Consider the following 22,270-nt stretch of genomic DNA (forward strand, 5'->3'; position numbering starts at 1 on the left):
TCCCCACCGGTCCGCGCCCTACACCCAAGAGCAGATATGTGGAAGGACCAAGAGATGCGCATTGCCAAGGATCTCGCCGATGCTATCGGCCACACACCCCTGATCCGCCTTCGTCGGGCGAGCGAGGAAACCGGATGCGAGATCCTCGGGAAGGCCGAATTCCTCAACCCCGGCCAATCGGTCAAGGACCGCGCCGCGCTTTTCATTATTCGCGACGCGATGGAGAAAGGCTTGCTGGAACCGGGCGGCACGATCGTCGAGGGCACCGCGGGCAACACTGGAATCGGCCTTGCGCTGGTCGGTGCTTCACTTGGGTTCAAGACCGTCATCGTGATCCCCGAGACGCAAAGCCAGGAGAAGAAAGACATGATCCGGCTCGCGGGGGCCGAACTCGTGGAGGTGCCCGCCGCGCCCTACAAGAACCCGAACAACTATGTGCGCTACTCCGGCCGGCTAGCCGAGGAACTGGCCAAGACCGCGCCGCACGGGGCGATCTGGGCCAACCAATTCGACAACGTGGCCAACCGGCAGGCGCATATCGAAACGACGGGCCCAGAAATCTGGGAACAGACCGGCGGCAAGGTGGACGGCTTCATCTGTGCGGTTGGATCCGGCGGGACGCTCGCAGGCGTTGGCATGGCGCTGCAACCCAAAGGGGTAAAGGTCGGCCTCGCCGATCCGGACGGAGCGGCCTTGCACAACTTCTACACCAATGGGGTCATGAAATCCGAAGGCGACTCTATCACGGAGGGTATCGGCCAAGGGCGCATCACCGCCAACCTCGAAGGCTTCACGCCGGACATGAGCTTCAATATTTCCGATGCCGAAGCGCTGCCCATCGTTTTTGACCTCCTCTCCGAAGAGGGGCTCTGCCTCGGTGGGTCGTCGGGGATCAACGTCGGCGGTGCGATCCGCATGGCGCGCGAAATGGGGCCGGGGCACACGATCGTCACCATCCTGTGCGACTATGGCAACCGCTATCAATCCAAGCTCTTCAACCCCTCCTTCCTGCGCTCCAAGGGACTGCCGACACCGCCGTGGCTGGGTGAGCGCGGACCATCCTCCATTCCCGGCGTGTTCGAGGACGCATGATTCAGCCGCTGCTCCGCGTCCTGCTTGCGGGGCTCGTCGTCCTTGTCCTGTCTCTTCCCGGGGGTGCGCAGGAGGCCGAAGGGCCAACGGACATTCCTGCCTTCAATACCTTTGCCGATACGGCACAGGCCACATTGGCGACGCCGACGGTTTCCACCGCTGAACTCGACGAGTTGCGCCGCCAGTTGACCGACTGGCGCGCCGCTCTTCTGGAGGCCGAGAACGTCAATGCGGACCGGATAGCCACCTTGCGGAGCCAGATCGAGGCGCTCGGTCCGGCCCCCGAAGAGGGGGCCACAGAACCCGAAGAAATCGCCGCGAGGCGGCAGCAACTCAACACGGAACTCGCCGACGCGGAACTTCCAAGGGTCAACGCGACGGAGGCCTATAACCGCGCCGATGGCCTCATATCCGAGATCGACGCGACGATCCGCGCTCGCCAGACCCAAGCACTGCAGGAACGCGTTCCCACGCCCCTGAACCCTGCCCATTGGCCGACGGCGGCCAGCGATTTTGGGGAGGTCGCCGCGATCGTCAGGGAGGAAATCTCCACCAACCTCTCCGGCGATCGTATTCGCGACCGCCTTCGTGACAATGCGCCCCGTACCTTGGCAATCGTTGCTGTGGGCCTGCTGCTCTTGCTTCGTGCCCCGGTATGGACGGACCGACTGACCGATCGGATCGAGAACCGCCGCCGCCGACGCGGGCGCGCGACGCTCGCCTTTCTCGTCTCCCTTACTCAGATCGCCCTGCCGGTGGCCGGTGTCATGCTGTTCGTCTTGGCGTTCCTCAGCACCGGCATTCCGGGTGAGACGACGGCGGCGTTGCTGCGCACCCTCATCGGCTTTCTGGCCACGACCTTCACCGCTCTGTGGCTGGCGGGTCGCCTCTTTCCCCGCGATGAAAAACAACCCGATACCTTCAGCCTGACGCCCGAACGGCGACGGTCTGCCCGCCGCACGATGATCTTCACCGGTGTTCTCGCTGGCCTCAACATCGTGCTCAACATGCTTGTGGCGCTGGATCAGGTTTCGCCCGCATCGCACGGCGTCTTGCTGCTCCCGTTCCACATCCTGCTGGGGCTGACCTACCTGCAGGCCTCACGACTGATCCGCGCTGTACGAAAAACGCGCGCGGAAGAGACGGAGGACTATAGCCCCAGCTTTCTCGGTCGCCTTGTTGGCCTGCTGGGGCAGGCTTTGGGCCTTGTCGCATTCGCCGGCCCTGCGCTGGCGGCCGCCGGATATGTGAACGCGGCGGAGTGGGTCATGGTGCCGACGGCGCTGACCATGGGGCTACTGGCGCTTTTCGTCGCACTGCAACCGCCGATACGTGATGCCTATGCACTCATCTCCGACAAGTCGCTTGATGAGGCGGACAATGCGCTCGTTCCCGTGCTCGTCAACTTCGTGCTGGTCTTTGCGGCCGCGCCCGCCCTCGCTCTGATCTGGGGGATGCGGCCGACCGAATTGCTGGAAGTCTATGCCCGCTTTGCCGAAGGGTTCTCATTCGGCGATACGCGGATCACCCCTTCCACCATCGTGACCGTCATCGTGGTGTTCTTGCTGATCCTCGGTCTGACCCGTGTGCTGCAATCCGCGCTCAAGAGCACGGTCCTGCCGCGCACCAAGATGGATGTGGGGGCGCAAAATGCGTTGTCCTCCGGCATAGGCTATATCGGGATTGCCATCGCTGCCCTTCTGGCCGTCAACGCCGGCGGGATCGACCTCACCGCTCTGGCCTTCATCCTGTCCGCACTTTCCGTCGGGATCGGTTTCGGCCTGCAGAACGTGGTGCAGAACTTCGTCTCAGGTATCATCCTGCTGATTGAGCGACCCATCGGCGAAGGTGACTGGATCGAGGTCGGCGGCAACATGGGGATCGTCAAGAGCATCTCCGTACGCTCCACCACGATCGAGACCTTCGACAAGCAGCAGTTGATTGTTCCCAACGGCGATTTCATCTCTGGCACCGTGACAAACTGGACCCGTGGCAGCCCCCTTGGCCGTGCGACCATTACCGTCGGGGTCGCCTATGGGACCGACACCCGCAGGGTCCAATCCATCCTGCACGAAATCGCCGCAAGCCATCCCGAGGTGATGACCTTCCCCGAACCGGGCGTGGATTTTCTTGGGTTCGGCGCGGACAGCCTCGATTTCCGCATTCGGGCGATGCTCTACGACGTCAACCATCTGCTGAGTGTGACGACGGAGATCCACCACCTGATCGCCGAGCGTTTTGCAGCCGAGAACATCGAGATTCCCTTTGCTCAACGTGACCTCTGGCTCCGTAATCCCGAGGCGCTTGCCGCAGCACCAAAAGCTGATGCCCCGAAGCCAGAAGAAGCCCCACGCGCTCAACCGAAAGCCGAGTCGCCGTCGGAACCGCGCGACGGTGATCTTGCTCAACAGGACAACGACGGGGATCGGTAATGCCCGTCCCTTGTCTCCTCACACGGCAAGCGGGCCGCTTGATGAACCCTCCAAGTGCTGCCTTTCACGGCGTACACGGCCCCTTTGATGCCAAAACCGGGCCGAAAGCGGCGCCAAAGCGCCAGTGTGACGGGTTTCAGGCAGGTTTATGCCCACAGGAATCTGCGGGAGTTGCCACAAGAGCCGCTTCTGAGCCATCTGGCGGGTGACATAACCACTCACGGATCCACAAGATGAATTCACTTCGGCTGGCGCGCCTCGGGGCTCTATTCGCTGCTCTCTTTCTTGCGGGGTGCGATATCCCGGAGGTGAACCCCCAACCGATGTCCTTCGTGGCCACGCCGCTCAATCCCGGCGAAACTCCTGAACTGCGCAAATTGGTGAACACATATGCCGATGCGTACGACGTGCCGCGCTCACTCGTTCACAAGGTAATCCAGCGTGAAAGCGACTACCGCGCCGAAGCGCGCAATGGCCCCTATTATGGGCTGATGCAGATCCTGCCCGCAACCGCGCGCGGCATGGGCTTCGCCGGATCATCGGGCGAATTGCTCAACCCAGAGGAAAACCTCCGTTGGGGCGTGAAATATCTTCGCGGGGCATGGCTTTTGTCGGAGACGGAGAACGAAGCGGTGATGCACTATGCCCGCGGATATTACCACGCGGCCCGCGATCAGTGCATGTTGGTCGAAACCGAACTCGCGGAACGAGAGACGCTCAGACGCTGCAACTGAGTTTCCGATAGGAACGCGGGGGCACTGCAAATTGCGCGCCCGCGCTTCAAAGCGGCCATTTCCCCCGTTGCGCGAGGCTGCGACTCTGCGTATCTCCAGCGGCGGGACACCCCTCCCCAACGAGGGGCGCTTATCTGGAAGGATAGCAAAAATGGCTATTGATGCACCGGCAACGCGGCCGGCCAATCCGCGTTTTTCCTCTGGCCCTTGTGCCAAACCCCCCGTTTTTTCGCTGGACCAGCTTCAGGACGCCGCGCTCGGACGCTCTCACCGCGCCGCCGTGGGCAAGGACAAGCTGAAAGCCGCGATCGAGAAGACGCGCGAAATCTTGGGCGTCCCCGAAGAGTATCGTATCGGCATCGTGCCCGCCTCCGACACCGGCGCTGTTGAGATGGCGATGTGGTCCCTGCTTGGCGCGCGCAAGGCAACCATGGTCGCATGGGAGAGCTTTGGCGCGGGCTGGGTGACCGACGTTGTCAAGCAACTCAAGATCGAAGCCGATATCCGCGAGGCGGAGTATGGTGAGATCGTCGACATGAGCACGATCGACTATGACACCGACGTGGTCTTCACGTGGAACGGCACCACCTCCGGCGTGCGCATGCCGAACGGAGATGCGATCCCGGCGGACCGCGCTGGACTCACCATCTGCGACGCCACCTCCGCCGCTTTCGCCATGGAGCTGCCTTGGGACAAACTCGATGTGACGACCTTCTCCTGGCAGAAGGTGCTCGGCGGTGAGGCGGCCCACGGGATGCTCATCCTTTCGCCGCGCGCGGTCGAACGGCTCGAATCCTACACGCCCGCTTGGCCCCTGCCCAAGATCTTCCGCCTGACCAAGGGCGGCAAGCTCATCGAGGGAATCTTTCGCGGCGAGACGATCAACACGCCCTCCATGCTCGCGGTTGAGGATTACCTCCTCGCGCTCGACTGGGCGGAAAGCGTGGGCGGTCTCAAGGGTCTGATCGCGCGGGCCGACGCCAATACCAAGGCCATCGCTGATTTCGTCAAGGCGCATGACTGGATCGACTTCCTCGCCAGCGATCCGGCGACCCGGTCCAACACCTCGGTTTGCCTCAAGTTCACCGACGCTCGCATTGCCGACGGCGCCGCATTTGCCAAGGCCGTCGCCAAGCGGCTGGAGGCCGAAGGCGTGGCGCTCGATATCGGTGCCTATCGCGACGCGCCCGCGGGTCTGCGGATTTGGTGTGGCGGCACGGTGGAGACATCTGACATCGAGGCAATGTTGCCGTGGCTCGACTGGGCCTTTGAGTCTGAGATCGCGGCACAGAAACCCGCCGCCTGACGCAATCTGATTTTCGAGAGGCTGGCGTATCGCCCGCCTCCGCCCCCATACATCAAGATAAGGACCATGATCATGGCTCCCAAGGTACTCGTCTCTGACAAGCTGTCGGAAACCGCTGTTCAGATCTTTCGCGATCGCGGCATCGACGTCGATTTCATGCCCGAACTCGGCAAGGACAAGGAAAAATTGGCTGAGCTAATCGGCCAGTACGACGGCTTGGCCATTCGCTCTGCCACCAAGGTGACGGACAAACTGCTGGAACGCGCCACCAACCTGAAGGTCGTCGGGCGTGCGGGCATCGGCGTGGACAATGTCGACCGCGAAGCCGCGTCCAAGAAGGGCGTGATCGTGATGAACACCCCGTTTGGCAACATGATCACCACCGCGGAGCACGCCATCGCGATGATGTTCGCCGTGGCGCGTCAACTGCCCGAAGCGTCCTCCTCCACACATGCGGGCAAATGGGAAAAGTCCAAGTTCATGGGGGTCGAGCTGACCGGCAAAACCCTCGGGGTCATCGGTGCGGGCAACATCGGCGGCATCGTTTGTGACCGGGCGCGCGGTTTGCGGATGAAGGTGGTCGCCTATGACCCTTTCCTGAGTCAGGAAAAAGCCGACAAGATGGGCGTGGAAAAGGTCGCATTGGATGACCTGCTGAAGCGGGCCGATTTCATCACCCTGCACGTTCCACTCACCGACCAGACCAAGAATATCCTGTCGCGCGAGGCGCTGGAGAAGACAAAGAAGGGCGTGCGGATCATCAACTGTGCCCGTGGCGGCCTCGTGGATGAACAGGCGGTCGCGGACCTGCTTCAATCAGGCCATATCGCGGGCGCTGCTTTCGACGTCTTCGCGGTCGAGCCTGCCACTGAAAACCCGCTCTTTGGGTTGCCGAATGTGGTTTGCACCCCGCATCTCGGGGCCTCCACCACCGAGGCACAAGAGAACGTCGCCCTGCAAGTCGCCGAGCAGATGTCGGACTATCTGTTGACGGGCGCGGTTCAGAACGCGCTCAACATGCCGTCGGTCACCGCCGAGGAAGCCAAGGTGATGGGTCCGTGGATCAAGCTCGCCGATCACCTCGGTGCGTTTATCGGTCAGATGACGGATGAGCCGGTCAAGGAGATCACCATCCTATATGACGGCGTGGCAGCAGAGATGAACCTCGAGGCGCTCAACTGTGCCGCGATCGCGGGCATCCTGAAGGCGAGCAATCCGGATGTGAATATGGTCTCTGCCCCCGTGATCGCCAAGGATCGCGGCATGAAGCTGGCCACGACGAGTCAGGAACAGACCGGCGTTTTCGAAGGCTACATCAAGGTCACTGTGAAAACCGACACGCGAGAGCGGTCTATCGCGGGCACGGTCTTCTCGGACGGGAAACCCCGCTTCATCCAGATCAAGGGCATCAACATAGACGCCGAGATCGGCCAGCACATGATCTATACCACCAACGAGGATGTCCCCGGGATCATCGGCACGCTGGGCGCGACCTTCGGCAAGCACGGGATCAACATCGCCAACTTTACCCTTGGGCGCAAAGCCGCCAAAGGCGAAGCGATCGCACTGCTTTATGTCGATGACGTTGTTCCGCCTGCGGTCCTTGCTGAACTCAAGGAGACCGGCTTGTTCCAACAAGTCAAACCGCTGGAGTTCGCCGCGCAATAACCAATTGGCCCCCGCCCGGTATTTCCCGGGCGGGGGCCTCTACCGAACATTTCGGCTTATGCCGCTTGCATGCGCCCGGAGCGCAGCACCACCACTCCAAAGCACAACATCGACAGGACCGTCAGGATTGATCCAAGCTTGGCAAGTGTCTCGCCTTGCAAAGTCACGGCCTGGACGATGCCCGGTACGATGAGCCCGAGGCCGATGAACGCCAGCGTGAGGTGGACTTTGGCGAGAACACCCTCCGCCGCCTCCGGCACAAGATGATAATAGACCGCGAAAATTGAAAAACTCACCCAGCCCAGCAGGTTCAAATGCGCATGGGCGGGCGAGAGAGAATGATCCCCGGAGGCACTCATCACAATGCCCCAGCACATCCCGAGGATCGCGCTCAGGATCGCCCCGAGCAGGAAATATTTGGCAATTCCCGTCATACTAAAGCTCCAATTGTCCTCAGGGCACGTCCCGAGGGAGGAAAAGTCATTGCTATATAATCCCGCGATCATGCCACAATTTGACAGATTCGACAAAACAGTGATGCGACCACACATTCGAGAAAGCCGGCGAAGCTGGAGAGCGGCAAACCGGGCCGCTTTGCGCTTCCCAACGATCCTTCCCTAAGGTAGCCCGTTTTCATGACCAAACCGATCTATGCCCTCCCCGACATTCACGGCCATGCCGATAAGCTCGACGCGGCGCTTGAACTCATTCACTCAGATGGCGGCCCGGACGCGGAAATCGTCTTTCTTGGCGACTATGTTGACCGAGGACCGGATGGCGCGGGCGTTCTGCAGCGCTTGATAGACGGGCAAGCCGCCGGGCGCCCGTGGACCTGCCTCATGGGCAATCACGACCGAATGCTGCGGCGCTTCGTCGTAGAGGGCGTGGCCCATGACGATGCGATCAAGTCAGGGCGCCACTGGCTTGAGCCGCCGCTCGGTGGGAGGACGACCCTCTCCAGCTACGGGGTTGGTCCAGATATCGACGCCCCCTTGCCGCCGCTGTCGGAAATGCACGAAGAAGCGCGTGATACGGTCCCTGAACGGCACATGGACTTTATCGCCGGCCTTCCTCTTTATCATCAGCGGGGAGACGTGCTGTTCGTTCACGCTGGCATCCGGCCGGGCGTTCCGCTCAGAGATCAAGCCGAAGATGATCTCGTCTGGATCAGGCAACCTTTCCTTGAGCACGACGGCCCCTTCCCTTGGCTCGTCGTGCATGGCCACACCGCGCTTGAGGTGCCGCAGCACTTCGGGAACCGCATTGATCTGGACGGCGGCGCAGGTCACGGTCGCGCGCTCTATCCCGCCGTCATCGAGGGGCAAAACTGCTGGCTGTTGACCAAGGGCGGCAGGGTGGCTCTCTCGCCGCCGATCTGACGGCACGTCGCCGATGACAAGCCTCTCGCCGCGATGCACAGTATCACAAAACGGGAGGCTTTCATGGCAGACGATATCTTTATCCTCAGCGGCGCACGTACCGCTATCGGTGGCTTTGGCGGCGCGCTTGCAGGGACCTCACCGATCGACCTCGGCGCCACGGTATCGCGCGCCGCGATCGAGCGGGCGGGCATTTCCCCCGACCGCGTCGGGCAGGTCGTCTTCGGCCATGTGATCAATACCGAACCGCGCGATATGTACCTTTCCCGTGCCGCCGCCATGCAGGCCGGAGTACCGGACACCACACCCGCCATGAACGTCAACAGGCTCTGCGGGTCAGGCGCGCAAGCCATTGTCTCGGCTGTCCAGTCGCTCGCACTTGGAGATTGCGATTTTGCACTGGCTGGCGGAGCCGAGTGCATGTCTCGCAGCCCGTTCATTCTTTCTGACCAACGTTGGGGCGCCAAGATGGGCGATGTGACGGCCCAGGATATGATGCTTGGGGCGCTGAACTGTCCTTTCGGGACGGGGCATATGGGGGTGACCGCCGAGAACGTGGCCGCGGAACATCGCATATCCCGCGAAGATCAGGACGCCTTCGCGCTCGAAAGCCAGTCCCGCGCCGCCCGCGCGATCGAGGCCGGTCATTTCACCGATCAGATCGTCCCTGTTGAGGTACGAAAACGCCGCGATGTCATCCAGTTTGATCGCGACGAACACCCCAAGGCCACGAGCGCCGAGGCACTGGCCGGACTACGACCCGCTTTTCGCAAGGACGGGAGCGTAACGGCAGGAAACGCCAGCGGGATCAACGACGGTGCCGCCGCATTGCTTCTGGCACGGGGCGAGGCCGCCAACTCAGCAGGTTTGACACCGCGCGCCCGTATTCTCGGCTACGCCCACGCGGGCGTCCGTCCCGAGGTCATGGGGATCGGACCCATCCCCGCCGTAGAAGCTTTGTTGGCGCGAACTGGTCTGGAGGTCGGAGATTTTGATGTAATCGAGTCGAACGAGGCCTTCGCCGCACAAGCCATCGCGGTCAATCGCTCGCTCGGTCTCGATCCCGCGAAGGTGAATCCGAACGGAGGGGCGATCGCGCTTGGCCATCCGGTTGGCGCCACCGGTGCGATCCTGATGGTCAGGGCACTCTACGAACTTGAACGAACCCAAGGGCGGCGCGCCATCGTCACCATGTGCATTGGCGGCGGGCAAGGTATCGCGCTGGCCATCGAGCGGGTCTAGCCGAGCGAATAGCCAACACCGCGGACCGTCCGCACCGGATCTGCGCCGCCATGAGACATCAGCGCCTTGCGGAGGCGGCCAATGTGCACGTCGACGGTCCGCGTATCCACATAAAGGTCACGGCCCCAGACGCGGTTCAGGAGTTGCTCACGGCTCCAGACGCGCTCGGGCCGCTCCATGAAGGTCGACAAGATGCGGAATTCGGTGGGGCCGAGGCGTACTTCCTGACCGCCCCGAAAGACCTTGTGACTTTCTGAATCGAGCCGCATGTCCTCGTATTCGAGCAGTTCCCCGACGGACGACGGGCGGGATCGCCGCAACTGCGTGCGCACGCGGGCCATCAACTCTATTACCGAATAGGGTTTGACCATGTAGTCGTCGGCACCGGTTTCAAGCCCGCGCACCCGGTCCACTTCCTCGGAACGGGCAGAAAGCATGATGATGGGAATTGCCCGCGTTTCGCTGCGGAGCTTCAGGCGGCGACAGACCTCGATGCCGGAAACCAGCGGGATCATCCAGTCAAGCAGGATGATGTCGGGGCTTTCCTCATCGACACGAAGCAGGGCCTCTTCGCCATCTTCGGCCATGACGACATCAAAGCCATCCGCATCCAGATTATACCGCAACACTTCGCGCTGTGAGGTTTCATCCTCCACCACGAGAACGACCGGCTTTGACGAGGCTGCCATGGCTATGCTCCGAAATCGATCGTTTCAGTTGCCGTATGATCAGCCTTTGCGCGCTTTTCCGTCGGCAATTCACCGGTCACCATATAGACCGTCTGCTCAGCGATATTGGTGACGCGATCCCCGATCCGTTCGATGTTCTTGGCGATGAAATGCAGGTGCATGCAGGCCGTGATATGGCGCGGATCTTCCATCATGTGGGTCAGCAATTCGCGGAAGAGCGTGTTGTACATCTGATCCACATCGACGTCGCGATCGATTACGCTCTCGGCAAGTTGCGGATCGCGGTGAATATAGGCATCCAGCGCATCCTTCAGCATGAGTTCGGTCTGGCGCGCCATTCGCCGCACCGTCGCGGCCGTACTCTCGATCGGGGGCGATTCCAGCAGGACACCGGTTCGCTTGGAGATATTCTTGGCGAAGTCCCCACAGCGCTCGAGATTGGCGCTTATTTTCATCACCGAGAGAACGACCCGCAGATCGACAGCCGTAGGCGAGCGGAGCGCGATGATACGCGCGGTCTGCTCATTGATCAGTTGCTCCAGCTCGTCGATGGCGCGATCACCGACGCGAACCTTCATGGCGAGATCGCTATCGCGCGTTTCGAGCGCCCGGACAGCGTCTCGAATGGCGGCTTCGACCTGGCCGCCCATCTTCATGATCATCGCCTGAATAGACTCAAGGTCGCGATCATATGCGGAGAGAATGTGTTGGTCTGACATGGCGATGCCCTTCTCAGCCGATCCGGCCGGTGATGTAGCTTTCGGTGCGGGGATCTTCGGGGGAGGTAAAAATTCGATCAGTGGCGCCATATTCCACAAGGGTCCCGAGGTGGAAGAAGGCGGTTTTCTGGCTCACCCGCGCAGCTTGCTGCATCGAATGGGTCACGATCACGACCGAGTAATCCTGACGCAACTCGTCGATCAACTCCTCGACCTGCGCCGTGGCGATGGGGTCGAGCGCGGAGCACGGTTCGTCCATCAAGAGAACCTCTGGCTCCGTCGCCACTGCGCGCGCGATGCAAAGGCGCTGTTGCTGGCCCCCGGAAAGGCCCGTGCCCGGCGAGTGTAGCCGATCCTTGACCTCATCCCAGATTGCCCCGCGGCGTAGTGCCCTTTCCACAATCTCGTCAAGCTCTGCCTTGTTGCGCGCAAGCCCATGGATTTTGGGGCCATAGGCCACATTGTCATAGATCGACTTGGGAAACGGGTTCGGCTTTTGGAAGACCATGCCCACCTTTGCGCGAAGCTGGACCGGATCGACCTTGGGATCATAGATATCCTCACCGTCCAGCAGGATGTCTCCCTTCACCCGGCAGATGTCGATCGTGTCGTTCATCCGGTTGATGCAGCGCAAAAAGGTCGACTTGCCACAGCCGGACGGGCCGATGAAGGCCGTCACGGTCTTGTCCTGAATCTCCACGTTCACATTCTTGATGGCGTGGGTATCGCCGTAGAAAACCTCGACGTTCCGGGCCGAAATCTTGATGTCGTCCGTCTGCACGCCGCGCTCCAATAGTGTCATGTCGTTCATGGTCGCTCTCCCTTACCAGCGGCGCTCGAAACGGCGACGAAGGATGATTGCGATGATGTTCATGGTCAGCAAGAAGACCAACAGGATGATGATACCGCCCCAAGCGCGCTCGTAATAGGCGGGATCCGCACGCTTGGCCCATTCGTAGATCTGGGCGGGCATAGCGGAGTTCGGATCGAGAAAGCCGGAGCTGATCCCGTCAGGGTAGTTGGTGGCGATATAGCCCACCATGCCGATCAGCAGCAGCGGCGCGGTTTCCCCAAGAGCCTGCGCCAGTCCGATAATTGTCCCCGTAAGGATGCCGGGCGCGGCAAGTGGCAGGACATGGTGAAAGACCGATTGCATCTTAGACGCACCGATCCCAAGCGCGGCGTCACGGATCGACGGGGGCACCGCCTTGAGGGAAGCGCGCGTGGAAATAATAATCGTCGGCAAGGTCATCAGCGTGAGAACCAGCCCGCCAACCAACGGGGCCGACTGCGGCAGATGCGCAAACTCGATGAAGACCGCCAGCCCCAGGATACCGAAAACGATCGATGGGACCGCCGCGAGGTTCGAGATGTTCACTTCGATCAGATCGGTCAGACGGTTCTTCGGCGCGAATTCTTCAAGATAGATCGAGGCGGCAACCCCAATTGGAAGGGAGAAGGCCAGCACAACCAGCATCATGAAGAAGGAACCCAGTATCGCCACACCGATCCCGGCCTGTTCAGCCCGGCTTTCGGAGGCATCGGCCCCGAAGATGAATTCGGAATTGAAGCCTTTGCGGATCGCCCCGATCTCACGCAGCGCATCCGCAAGCTGGAGATGCTCTGCCGAGATGTTTCGATCCCGCTCCACGCTTTCCTGCGTAACACGCCCCTTGAGATATCCGTCCACGCGCGATGACGCGAGAAGCTCGAACCCGCGCGTTTCACCAAGCGCATCGGGATTGGCCAGAACATAGTCCCGCACTTTCGCGGCGGCAGAGGCGGAAATAAGCGCCTTCATATCGCCAGCTTTTTCGAAAGGTGCGTCTATGCCTTCCCGGTCGACAAGATCAAGCAGCCCCTGCTGTATCAGGGGCGTGTATCCAAAGGTGCTGACCTTTGCCATTTCAGCGGCGTCGCGATTGCCAGTCTTGTCGAGTTTCTGTGGGTCGAGATAGACCGGCACTTCGATGAAGGTCTGCTGAAACGCGCCGACGCCGTTGGATACGATTGCCGTCAGAAGCGTGACCAGAAAAACCAGCCCGATGATGATCGCGCCAAGGCCATAGGCCCGAAACCGCGCTTCCTTGGCGTTGCGCTTTTTGGTGCGGGCATCCAGTTGCAAGATGGATCCATGGCGGCGGGATCCTGCGGCGGGAACGGCCCCGCCCGAGGTTGCGTCGCTCATTCGTACTGCTCCCGGTATTTGCGCACGATGAAGAGTGCGATGATGTTAAGGCCGAGCGTGATCACGAAAAGCGTCATGCCAAGCGCAAAGGCGACCAGCGCTTCGGGGCTGGCGAAATCGGCGTCGCCCGTGAGCTGGCTCACGATTTTCGCGGTAACGGTCGTCATCGCGTCGAAAGGATTGAGGCTGAGCCGCGCAGCCGCACCGGCCCCAAGGACGACGATCATCGTCTCACCGATTGCGCGAGAGGCGGCCAGGAGGATCGCACCGACGATGCCGGGAAGCGCCGCCGGAAGAACGACCTGCCGCACGGTCTCGCTATGTGTCGCGCCGAGGCCGAGCGAGCCGTCGCGCATGGTTTGAGGAACCGCGTTGATAATGTCATCCGAAAGCGAGCTGACGAAGGGGATCAACATCACGCCCATTACAAGGCCAGCGGTCATCACGGCCGTTCCCGCCTGCATCCAGTTGAGCCCTTCACGCCCAAAGATGCTCACCAACAGGGGCCCGACCGTCAGAAGCGCGAACAGGCCATAGACGATCGTGGGGATACCGGCCAACACTTCGAGCAGGGGCTTGGCGATCGCCCGCATCTTGGGGGAGGCATATTCGGAGAGGTAAATTGCCGCGAAAAGCCCGATTGGCACAGCCACGGCCAAGGCGATGAGAGAGATATACAGCGTGCCCCAGAGGAGAGGCAGCATCCCCAACTCTGATCCCCCACCAAAGCTGGGGGCCCAAGTGAGGCCAAAAAAGAAGTCCCGCGCGGGGTAGAGTTTGAAAAACTCTATGGTATTGAAGATCAAAGAAAAGATGATGCCTACCGTCGTCAGAACCGCGATGGAGGCGGCAAAGACTAGCAGGGCTTTCACGGCATGCTCAACGATGTTGCGCGCGCGGAACTCAGCGCGCATCTGCGCCATCCCGTAGATGAACCCCGTCAAAGCCAGCCCAAGAACCGCTAGGGTCATGATCAAATGCCCGGTCGATGCATAGGCGCGGTATTTTTGCGCCGCATCCAGTACCGAAGAGTCGACATCAGAGCCCAACGCGACACCGACCGATCCGAGCCGCTCGCGGATATTCGTAGCACCGGCGCTGACTGACCCGGCCTCTTCGGCGGAGAGAGCTCCGCGTTCGACCGCGACGTTGAGCCCGTCTGCTACGCGCTTTACGTCGCTCATCACCAGACTGAGCGATGACCCCTCGGAGATCGCGCCGTCGGGAAAGCTTCTTGCTACGCTGCTGCTGATCACCATGGGTTGGACAACCAACCAAATCGCCAGCAACGCCACTGCGGGAGCGACCGCGAACAATGCCACATGAGAGCCGTAATAGGACGGAAGGGAATGAAGGTTTCGCATATCCCCGCCAGCGGAGGCGAGCGCGCGGCGACGGCCAAGGACATAACCAAGGACCGCGAGCGCAAAGAGGATAATCATGATCCAGGAAACCGGCATGCCGCACCATCCAGTTGAGGGAAAAGTAGTGGGGAGAGCGCGTGCGCCCTCCCCGGTCGTTACTTACATGTTCGTGCCCATGGTATGCTCGTCAGCCACGGTGGACTGGGTGTTGCCAAGCTCGGGGTCGGAAACCAGGCCATAGTTCGCGAGCGGGCCATCGGGGCCGGCAATCTCGTCAGAGACAAAGAATTCAGCGAATTCCTTGAGGCCGGGGATGACGCCGATGTGGGCCTTCTTGATGTAGAAGAACAGCGGGCGCGATACCGGATACTCACCCGATGCGATGCTCTCGGTCGACGGTGCCACACCGGACATCGTTGCGACTTTCAGCGTATCGGTGTTGTTCTCGTAGAACGCCAGACCAAACACACCAACACCGTTGGGGTTGGAGTCGATACGAGCAAGCGTTTCGGTGTAGTCGCCGTCGATATCGACCGATTTACCGTCTGTGCGCACAGCCATACAGGCCGCTTCGGCATCATCTTCGGACATGCCGCCGGAGATCATCGCTTCCATCGCGCCCGTATCTTCGCAACCTTGAAGAAGAACCTTTTCTTCGAACACTTCGCGGGTGCCGTGCTTGGTGCCGGGGATGAACGAGGCGATCTCAACGGCGGGAAGGTCGGCATTGAAGTCGGACCACTGTGCGTGGGGATTGTCGACAAGCGCGCCATCGACCACGACCTTCTGGCCCAGAGCATTGTACCAGTCGGACGGGGTGAAGGCCGTGAACTCGGGGCCGTCGAGTTGCGAGGCAAAGACAATCCCGTCGTAGCCGATGCGCACTTCGATGATTTCCGAAACGCCGGCTTCGGCACAGGCCTTTACTTCTTTCTCGCGGATCGCGCGGGACGCGTTGGCGATGTCGATCGTGTTTTCGCCCACGCCTTCGCAGAAACGCTTGAGGCCTGCGGAAGAGCCGCCCGATTCCACGACGGGGGTCGGGAAGTCGAAGTTTTCGCCGAAGGCTTCGGCGACGATGGAGGCATAGGGCAGCACCGTCGAGGAACCAGCGACTTGCACGTTGTCGCGGGCCATGGCCGCAGTTGCGGAAACGGCGGCGATCGTCAGAGTGGAGGCGGTCAGTTTCACAAGTGACATAGGGATCTCACAGTTTGGTCAGGTCCGGGCCGCGTCAGTGCGGCCGCTGTCGCCCTCCTAGGGGTCTTCGGTGACGCTAATGTAAGCGTTATGTAACAGTATTATGAAATGGCGGGTGCCTCGCGCGAGTTCGGGCAAAAAACTTGAGATGACGACGGGTAAGCCTTTGTTCACCGCGATCTGGAACGTTGGCCGAGTTGCGGCGGCAGGGAACCTGCATGGAACTGATCACCAAACTCGCGGCCGAGCGGCGCGCGCGCCTCGCGGCGGAGCGCAAGCTGGAGCTGAAACAGGCGGAACTGGAGGCGGTGAATCGCCGTCTGGCCAAGTCCTCTGGTCAATTTACTGAGCAAATCGCGCAAAAACGTGCTGAGATGGAGCAGGTTCTCGATGAGAACTTCCGCGTCAAGACCGACCTGACTGTCGCGAACAAACGCGTGCAGATCGCGGAGCGCCGCCTCTGGGATTCGATTGAAACGATCGAGGGGGGATTCGCGGTTTTCGACCGGGAGAGCACGCTGGTCATCGCCAATTCCGCATATCTGGAGATTTTCGATGGCCTCGATGTGGTGGGGCCGGGGATCGCCTATGCGGATGTTTTGACACTTCTCATGGAGGAAGGGATCGCCGACCCCGAAGACCTCGACCCTCGCGATTGGCGTTCGATGATGCTCGAACGCTGGGCAGATGGCGCGCGCGCACCAAAGGCAATCCGGACTTGGGAAGACCGCTACCTGCGCCTGATCGATGAGCGTACTGCGGATGGCGAGACGGTATCGCTGGTCATCGACATCACGGAATCGGTCCTGCGCCAGAAGGAACTCGAAGCAGCTCAGATCCGAGCCGAAGAGGCGAGCCGGACCAAATCGGCATTCCTCGCCAACATGAGCCATGAGATCCGCACCCCCATGAACGGCGTTGTCGGCATGGCGGAGCTTCTCTCGGAAAGCGCCCTTGATACCGACCAGCATCTTTATGTCGATACGATCCGAAATTCCGCCGAAGCTCTGCTTGTAATCATCAATGACGTTCTCGACTACTCCAAGCTAGAAGCACAGCGGATGGTCCTGCACCCTGAGCCCTTCGATCTGGAGCGGTGTTTGCACGAGGTCCTGCTTCTGTTGCAGCCCGCATGCCGCGAAAAAGGCATCACGCTTGATCTCGACTTTGATCTCTTCATGCCGACCCGAGTCGTGGGGGATCAGGGGCGCATTCGGCAGATCATGACCAACCTTATCGGCAACGCGGTGAAGTTTACGCCCGAAGGCGGAGTGCAGGTGCGCGTGACCGGAGTGCCGCCCGCGTCCGGGGAATTGTGCCGGTTGCACATCAGTGTCGAGGATACCGGCATCGGTATCCCCGAGCATCTCGTGCCCGAAGTTTTCGGCGAATTCAATCAAGTGGAAGATGCGCGGAGCCGCCGGTTTGAGGGAACGGGGCTCGGCTTGTCGATCACTCGGCGACTGGTCGATATGATGGAGGGGCAGATCTGGGTCGAAAGCGAATTGGGGCTTGGCTCCACCTTCGGTGTAGAGTTGGAGCTTCCGGTGGAGCCCGCCGCCTCTCCGGAGTTGCGCCCCCTTCCGATCGGAATGGACCGAGTGATGGTGATCGATGCGCGAACATCATCGCGGGTGATCGCGGCCCGGCAGCTTGCACAGCTTGGCCTCCACGTCGAAGAGGCCGCAGAGATCGGCCCAGCGATCACAGAACCCTCGGTAATCCTGCTCTGTCAAACCTCCGCCGACGACGAATGGCCGGACCTGGAGGCGAAGCTGGAGAAAGCGGGGCTTACCGCTCCGGTGATATTGGAAACCGATCGGCCCGCCCCACCCCACGGGCCGAAGGCTGTTCTCCGTCCACCTGTCTCCCGCGCGGATCTGCTTGCCGCACTCTATGATCTTGCGCCGGCCTCAAGCGCTCCGTTGCGCTTTTCCTCCGTGCGCGCAGCGCCGCGTCAGAACCTACAGCCCCTGCAACCGGACCGGCAAATGCGCCTGCTGCTCGCAGAGGACAACCGGACCAACCGTCTGGTTTTCACCAAAATGATAGCCGGACTGGACCTCGATATTGCCTATGCCGAGACAGGCAGGGAAGCGGTCGATCAGGTCGCGATGTCACCCCCTGACATCATCTTCATGGATGTGTCGATGCCCGAAATGGATGGCAAAGAGGCGGCGCGCCTTATTCGTGAGACCGGCGCAGGTGCCGTGATACCGATCATCGCCGTGACCGCACACGCCACCGAGGAAGAAGCCGAAGAGATCCTCGCCGCGGGCATGACACACTGCCTGACCAAACCGCTGCGCAAGTCTGAACTCGTCGAGATGATCCGCCGCTATGCCCCGACCGAGGTCCGCTCTCCCTTTGCCGAACCCTTGCCTGCTTCGGCCTGAGCCGGACGTAGGAAGGCGGGACGATCCGCTTCCGACAGGTCGGGGACATACCGGTATCCCGCGATATCGAAATCCAGCAACGCTTCCGGGTCGGTCAACCGATGCTGAATTACGAAACGGGCCATCGCGCCCCGGGCTTTCTTGGCGTAAAACGAGACGATCTTTGGGCCTGCGGGTTTTTCCTCATAGAAAATCGGCGTGACCACACGCAGGTTCAGTGCGCCCTCTGCAACCGCCCCGAAATACTCCTGACTTGCACAATTGATCAGCCACTTCGTCCCCAACCGCGCAGCTTGAGCATTCAGGGCCTCGGAAATCCGCTCGCCCCAGAATTGGTAGAGGTTCCGGCCACGGTCCGTTGCAAGGCGGCTGCCCATTTCCAACCGATAGGGCTGAATGGCATCAAAGGGGCGCAAGACGCCATAGAGTCCGGACAGGATCCGCAGTCGGTCCTGCGCCCAGAGCAACTCATCGTGGTCGAGCGAGGCGGCCTCCAACCCCTGATACGTATCCCCTGCGAAGGCGAAGGCTGCGGGGCGGGTGTCTTCCGGCTCCGGGGTTTCGGCGTAGTCCTGAAAACGTGCGTGGTTGAGACGCGCCAGATCTTCGGACAGGCCCATGAGCCGGCGCAAATCCTCGACACCTAGAGTGCGCGCCACACGGACCAACTCCATGGCCTCGGCCTCGAAGTGTGGCGCTGTGCAGGCGATATCCCGCGGTGACCAGTCAAGTTTCTTCGCGGGTGAAATCGCAATCAGCATCGGCGTCTCCTTTGATTGGGAGGGCTAACTAGCCCGCTGCCCGCAGCACGTCCAGAAAGGCGGCCCCGAACCGTTCCGCCCTGCGATCACCCAGCAACCGGCCAAGGTCTTCTTCGCTTCGGGGGCGCGACTGTGCGACCTTGGCGATCAGGCTGGCCGAACAGCTTAGCGGCTTGTCGATACCGCTTTCACCGCGCGCAAGCTCACTCTGTGCCTTCAAAAGCTGATCATAGAGCGATCCCGCATCTGAACCGGCAAGTCGGCGACGGTTTGGGTGCACGTCCTCGACCGAACCGTTGATGACCTCAAGGAATACGCGGCCATATTTCTCCAACTTCTTGGCCCCGACCCCGGAAATTCCGGCCATCTGGTCGAGATCCGCTGGCCGCGTCTCCGCCATCTCAATAAGCGTGCGATCGGCAAAGATCACATAGGCAGGAACGGTCGCCGCCTCCGCGAGTGCGCGCCGTTTGGCCTTGAGGGCTGACAGAAGCGGCGCGTCTTCGTCGCGAACCATGGCTTTCACTGCGGGGCGCCGGTTTGCAACCTGCAACGTATCCTTGCGCAGGATGATCGACTCCTCGCCGCGCAGGATCGCGCGCGCGGGTTCGGTCATCCGCAGTGCCCCGTGGCGTTCAGGATCAGGACGGACCAGATCATGACCCATCATCTGGCGAAACACCGCCTGCCACTGACGTTTGTCATATTCCCCGCCGACGCCAAAGGTGGGCAGGCTCTGATGGCCCCGTTGGCGCACCTTGTCGGTCTCGTTCCCCAGCAGGATATCGACCAGATGGCCCGTGCCGAAATTCTCTCCCGTGCGTAGAATGGCCGAGAGCGCCTTTCGAACAGCCGTGGTGGCGTCGAACGTCTCTGGCGGCTGATCGCAAAGATCGCATTTGCCGCAGGGTTTGCTCTCTTCCCCGAAATAGCCCAGCAGGATCTGTCTGCGACACCCGATCGCCTCTGCCAGACCGAGCAGCGCGTTGAGCCGGGCGTGATCCGCGCCGCGGCGCTCCGGCGGGGCCAGACCCTCGTCAATCTGGGACCGGCGCAGACGAATGTCCTCCGGGCCGAAGAGGGTCAGCGTCTCTGCGGCCTCTCCATCCCTGCCCGCGCGGCCGATCTCCTGATAGTAGGACTCGATACTTTTGGGCAGATCCGCATGCGCGACCCAGCGGATATCGGGCTTATCGACACCCATGCCAAAGGCCACGGTAGCAACCACAATAAGGCCATCCTCACGCTGGAACCGGGTTTCGACGACGCGCCGGTCTTCGGCCTCCATACCGCCGTGATAGTGGCAGGCAATATGCCCCGCCTCGCGCAGCGCCCGCGCAATTGCTTCGGTCTTGGCGCGAGTCCCGCAATAGACGATGCCGGACTGGCCCTTGCGCGCTTCAGCGAAGTCGAGGATCTGGCGGCGTGGGCCGTCTTTTACGGCAAAGGCGAGATGGATATTCGGACGGTCAAATCCCCGAAGGAACGTGCGGGGCGTCTCCCCATCAAAGAGCTTTTCCACGATTTCGGTTCGAGTTTCAGCGTCCGCCGTCGCGGTAAAGGCGGCAAGCGGCACATCGAGCGCCCGGCGCAGCGCCCCAATACGCAGGTAGTCGGGGCGGAAGTCGTGGCCCCACTGGCTGACGCAATGGGCTTCATCGACGGCGATTTGGGTAACCCCGATACGGCGAAGCATCCGCACCGCGCCTTCGGAGCCAAGCCGCTCGGGCGCCATGTAGAGCAGTTTGAGCCTGCCCGCTTCGAGCGCCGACCAAACCTCGTCGGTTTCCTCTTGGGTATTTCCGGATGTCAGTGCGCCCGCTTCGACCCCCGCCTCGCGTAACGCGCGGACCTGATCCCGCATGAGCGCAATCAAAGGGGAGATGACGACCGTGACGCCCTCGCGAAGCAAGGCTGGAAGCTGGAAGCAGAGGGATTTACCGCCACCCGTCGGCATGATCGCAAGCACATTTTCCGCGGCTGCTACGGCTTCGACGATCTCGCCCTGACCGGGACGAAAGCCATCAAATCCGAATACGTCCCGGAGAAGTCCGTTCGCGTCCGTCATGCCACCTGCCCACTATATCTGCCTCTTGCGGGACAATCCCACACCAAGACTAGCGCGGCAAGGGTGTCAGAGAAAGAACCCGACGTTGTTCTGAAGAACGATCCGAAGCGCGATAAGAATGATGAATGCGACCAGCGGTGCAAGGTCAAGCCCGCCCATCGGGGGCAGGAAACGCCGGATCGGCGCATAGACCGGCTCCAGCAGACGATTGAGCCCGTACCAGATTTGCGCGACGAGCGGCTGGCGGGTGTTCAACACCTGAAAGCTGATGAGCCAGCTCATGATGATATGCGCAATCATGATGAACCACACGACATCAAGGATCAGCATGATGATCTGATAGAGCGACTGCATCTGAAACGGCCTCTTTGCTTTTGTTCGGCCCGACCTAAGCACAGAACGGCAAAAGAGCAAGTCTTCCGCCGCGTTGTGGTTGACGAAGCGTCTGCGCGATGCTCCATCCGGTGCAAAAGGACAGACCGATGTACCCCGTTTTCCGCTTCACCAAGGAAATGCTGGCCGCGCGCCGTTTGGAGCCACTTTCGCCGCTGGGCACGCATGTGTCGCATCACATTTGCTGGCCTTGGGACATCGACCTTTGGATGGAGCTCAACAACGGCCGGACGCTCACGTTCTATGATCTGGGTCGGATACCGCTGGCGGTGCGGGTCGGACTGGCGCGTATCCTGTCCGAGAAGAAGCTGGGAATGGTGATTGCCGGGGCTTCTGTACGCTATCGGCGCAGGATCCGCGTCTTTGAACGGGTAGAGATGCGCTCCCGCGCGGTGTGTTGGGACGACCGGTTTCTCTATGTGGAACAAGCGATGTTCAAGGCGGGGGGCGAATGCGCGAACCACGCGCTCCTGCGCTGCGCCGTGACCGGACCTTCGGGGATCGTGCCGCCCGGGGAGGCCGCCCCGAGCTTTGGCCCCTCTCCTGACATGCCGGAATGGGTCCGGGCGTGGAGCGAGGCGGATGCGACACGCCCATGGCCCCCGATGCAGGAGTCCCTTGCCTGAGCCGGAGAAAGCC

Annotated in this window: 19 protein-coding genes; 9 read left to right on the forward strand and 10 right to left on the reverse strand. The window is 61.2% G+C overall.

All coding sequences use genetic code 11. The annotated features are described in order from the left end of the window. Positions 1-54 precede the first annotated feature (54 nt). The 5 genes from BM234_RS10080 to serA all read left to right on the forward strand — a co-directional run bounded on the left by BM234_RS10080 (position 55) and on the right by serA (position 7,232). Positions 55-1,092, forward strand: a complete 1,038-nt coding sequence (locus BM234_RS10080) for a cysteine synthase A (protein WP_092065169.1) — start codon at positions 55-57, stop codon at positions 1,090-1,092. Then, the gene (locus BM234_RS10085) at positions 1,089-3,524 is read left to right on the forward strand and encodes a DUF3772 domain-containing protein (RefSeq protein ID WP_092064116.1); all 2,436 of its coding nucleotides are present in this window, start codon (positions 1,089-1,091) and stop codon (positions 3,522-3,524) included. Before BM234_RS10080 ends, BM234_RS10085 begins: the two co-directional genes overlap by 4 nt. A gap of 233 nt (positions 3,525-3,757) precedes the next feature. After that, entirely contained in the window at positions 3,758-4,258 is a 501-nt protein-coding gene (locus BM234_RS10090; RefSeq protein WP_175501247.1) for a lytic transglycosylase domain-containing protein, read from the forward strand. A gap of 151 nt (positions 4,259-4,409) precedes the next feature. Continuing rightward, entirely contained in the window at positions 4,410-5,564 is a 1,155-nt protein-coding gene (locus BM234_RS10095) for a phosphoserine transaminase (protein WP_092064119.1), read from the forward strand. A gap of 72 nt (positions 5,565-5,636) precedes the next feature. Continuing rightward, the gene (serA, locus tag BM234_RS10100; RefSeq protein ID WP_092065176.1) at positions 5,637-7,232 is read left to right on the forward strand and encodes a phosphoglycerate dehydrogenase; all 1,596 of its coding nucleotides are present in this window, start codon (positions 5,637-5,639) and stop codon (positions 7,230-7,232) included. 56 nt (positions 7,233-7,288) lie between these two features. On the opposite strand, the gene BM234_RS10105 is transcribed toward serA, so the two are convergent. Further along, positions 7,289-7,666, reverse strand: a complete 378-nt coding sequence (locus BM234_RS10105; protein WP_092064121.1) for a hypothetical protein — start codon at positions 7,664-7,666, stop codon at positions 7,289-7,291. A 201-nt stretch (positions 7,667-7,867) separates the two neighbouring features. On the opposite strand from BM234_RS10105, the gene BM234_RS10110 reads away from it, so the two are divergent. Next, positions 7,868-8,611, forward strand: coding sequence for a metallophosphoesterase (locus BM234_RS10110; RefSeq protein ID WP_092064124.1), 744 nt, complete (start codon positions 7,868-7,870; stop codon positions 8,609-8,611). A gap of 63 nt (positions 8,612-8,674) precedes the next feature. Continuing rightward, positions 8,675-9,853, forward strand: a complete 1,179-nt coding sequence (locus BM234_RS10115; RefSeq protein ID WP_092064127.1) for an acetyl-CoA C-acyltransferase family protein — start codon at positions 8,675-8,677, stop codon at positions 9,851-9,853. On the opposite strand, the gene phoB is transcribed toward BM234_RS10115, so the two are convergent. From phoB to BM234_RS10145, 6 genes are all read right to left on the reverse strand, one after another. Next, positions 9,850-10,542 (reverse strand): phosphate regulon transcriptional regulator PhoB, encoded by a 693-nt coding sequence (gene phoB / locus BM234_RS10120; protein ID WP_092064130.1) that lies wholly within the window; start codon positions 10,540-10,542, stop codon positions 9,850-9,852. The two genes, BM234_RS10115 and phoB, sit on opposite strands and share 4 nt — an antisense overlap. A 2-nt stretch (positions 10,543-10,544) precedes the next feature. Next, positions 10,545-11,261 carry a phosphate signaling complex protein PhoU gene (phoU, locus tag BM234_RS10125; protein WP_092064133.1) on the reverse strand — a complete coding sequence of 239 codons (717 nt, stop codon included), beginning with the start codon at positions 11,259-11,261 and terminating at the stop codon, positions 10,545-10,547. 13 nt (positions 11,262-11,274) lie between these two features. Beyond that, a complete protein-coding gene (gene pstB, locus BM234_RS10130; protein ID WP_092064136.1) occupies positions 11,275-12,072 on the reverse strand; it encodes a phosphate ABC transporter ATP-binding protein PstB in 798 nt (265 codons plus the stop codon). A gap of 12 nt (positions 12,073-12,084) precedes the next feature. Continuing rightward, entirely contained in the window at positions 12,085-13,449 is a 1,365-nt protein-coding gene (gene pstA / locus BM234_RS10135; RefSeq protein WP_092064139.1) for a phosphate ABC transporter permease PstA, read from the reverse strand. Beyond that, a complete protein-coding gene (gene pstC / locus BM234_RS10140) occupies positions 13,446-14,909 on the reverse strand; it encodes a phosphate ABC transporter permease subunit PstC (protein WP_092064142.1) in 1,464 nt (487 codons plus the stop codon). Before pstC ends, pstA begins: the two co-directional genes overlap by 4 nt. Positions 14,910-14,972: 63 nt before the next feature. Further along, a complete protein-coding gene (locus BM234_RS10145; protein WP_092064146.1) occupies positions 14,973-16,013 on the reverse strand; it encodes a substrate-binding domain-containing protein in 1,041 nt (346 codons plus the stop codon). Between the two features lie 218 nt (positions 16,014-16,231). On the opposite strand from BM234_RS10145, the gene BM234_RS10150 reads away from it, so the two are divergent. Next, positions 16,232-18,409, forward strand: coding sequence for an ATP-binding protein (locus BM234_RS10150; protein ID WP_092064149.1), 2,178 nt, complete (start codon positions 16,232-16,234; stop codon positions 18,407-18,409). On the opposite strand, the gene yaaA is transcribed toward BM234_RS10150, so the two are convergent. The 3 genes from yaaA to BM234_RS10165 form a co-directional block, all read right to left on the reverse strand. Then, positions 18,352-19,170 carry a peroxide stress protein YaaA gene (yaaA, locus tag BM234_RS10155; RefSeq protein ID WP_092064151.1) on the reverse strand — a complete coding sequence of 273 codons (819 nt, stop codon included), beginning with the start codon at positions 19,168-19,170 and terminating at the stop codon, positions 18,352-18,354. The two genes, BM234_RS10150 and yaaA, sit on opposite strands and share 58 nt — an antisense overlap. A gap of 28 nt (positions 19,171-19,198) precedes the next feature. After that, positions 19,199-21,238, reverse strand: coding sequence for a DNA helicase RecQ (gene recQ / locus BM234_RS10160; protein WP_092064154.1), 2,040 nt, complete (start codon positions 21,236-21,238; stop codon positions 19,199-19,201). A 66-nt stretch (positions 21,239-21,304) separates the two neighbouring features. After that, positions 21,305-21,592 (reverse strand): YggT family protein, encoded by a 288-nt coding sequence (locus BM234_RS10165; protein WP_092064157.1) that lies wholly within the window; start codon positions 21,590-21,592, stop codon positions 21,305-21,307. A gap of 128 nt (positions 21,593-21,720) precedes the next feature. Between BM234_RS10165 and BM234_RS10170 the strand changes: the two genes are divergently transcribed. Beyond that, complete coding sequence (locus BM234_RS10170; protein WP_092064160.1) at positions 21,721-22,257, forward strand: acyl-CoA thioesterase; 537 nt, start codon at positions 21,721-21,723, stop codon at positions 22,255-22,257. Positions 22,258-22,270: the final 13 nt, after the last annotated feature.

Origin of the sequence: Poseidonocella pacifica (assembly GCF_900111875.1) — a bacterium.
GTDB classification, from domain to species: domain Bacteria; phylum Pseudomonadota; class Alphaproteobacteria; order Rhodobacterales; family Rhodobacteraceae; genus Poseidonocella; species Poseidonocella pacifica.

Bases quoted from the DNA above. Each gene is read 5' to 3' on its own strand.
- BM234_RS10080 (WP_092065169.1), top strand. From the start codon at position 55: ATGCGCATTGCCAAGGATCTCGCCGATGCTATCGGCCACACACCCCTG.
- BM234_RS10085 (WP_092064116.1), top strand. From the start codon at position 1,089: ATGATTCAGCCGCTGCTCCGCGTCCTGCTTGCGGGGCTCGTCGTCCTT.
- BM234_RS10090 (WP_175501247.1), top strand. From the start codon at position 3,758: ATGAATTCACTTCGGCTGGCGCGCCTCGGGGCTCTATTCGCTGCTCTC.
- BM234_RS10095 (WP_092064119.1), top strand. From the start codon at position 4,410: ATGGCTATTGATGCACCGGCAACGCGGCCGGCCAATCCGCGTTTTTCC.
- serA (WP_092065176.1), top strand. From the start codon at position 5,637: ATGGCTCCCAAGGTACTCGTCTCTGACAAGCTGTCGGAAACCGCTGTT.
- BM234_RS10105 (WP_092064121.1), bottom strand. From the start codon at position 7,666: ATGACGGGAATTGCCAAATATTTCCTGCTCGGGGCGATCCTGAGCGCG.
- BM234_RS10110 (WP_092064124.1), top strand. From the start codon at position 7,868: ATGACCAAACCGATCTATGCCCTCCCCGACATTCACGGCCATGCCGAT.
- BM234_RS10115 (WP_092064127.1), top strand. From the start codon at position 8,675: ATGGCAGACGATATCTTTATCCTCAGCGGCGCACGTACCGCTATCGGT.
- phoB (WP_092064130.1), bottom strand. From the start codon at position 10,542: ATGGCAGCCTCGTCAAAGCCGGTCGTTCTCGTGGTGGAGGATGAAACC.
- phoU (WP_092064133.1), bottom strand. From the start codon at position 11,261: ATGTCAGACCAACACATTCTCTCCGCATATGATCGCGACCTTGAGTCT.
- pstB (WP_092064136.1), bottom strand. From the start codon at position 12,072: ATGAACGACATGACACTATTGGAGCGCGGCGTGCAGACGGACGACATC.
- pstA (WP_092064139.1), bottom strand. From the start codon at position 13,449: ATGAGCGACGCAACCTCGGGCGGGGCCGTTCCCGCCGCAGGATCCCGC.
- pstC (WP_092064142.1), bottom strand. From the start codon at position 14,909: ATGCCGGTTTCCTGGATCATGATTATCCTCTTTGCGCTCGCGGTCCTT.
- BM234_RS10145 (WP_092064146.1), bottom strand. From the start codon at position 16,013: ATGTCACTTGTGAAACTGACCGCCTCCACTCTGACGATCGCCGCCGTT.
- BM234_RS10150 (WP_092064149.1), top strand. From the start codon at position 16,232: ATGGAACTGATCACCAAACTCGCGGCCGAGCGGCGCGCGCGCCTCGCG.
- yaaA (WP_092064151.1), bottom strand. From the start codon at position 19,170: ATGCTGATTGCGATTTCACCCGCGAAGAAACTTGACTGGTCACCGCGG.
- recQ (WP_092064154.1), bottom strand. From the start codon at position 21,238: ATGACGGACGCGAACGGACTTCTCCGGGACGTATTCGGATTTGATGGC.
- BM234_RS10165 (WP_092064157.1), bottom strand. From the start codon at position 21,592: ATGCAGTCGCTCTATCAGATCATCATGCTGATCCTTGATGTCGTGTGG.
- BM234_RS10170 (WP_092064160.1), top strand. From the start codon at position 21,721: ATGTACCCCGTTTTCCGCTTCACCAAGGAAATGCTGGCCGCGCGCCGT.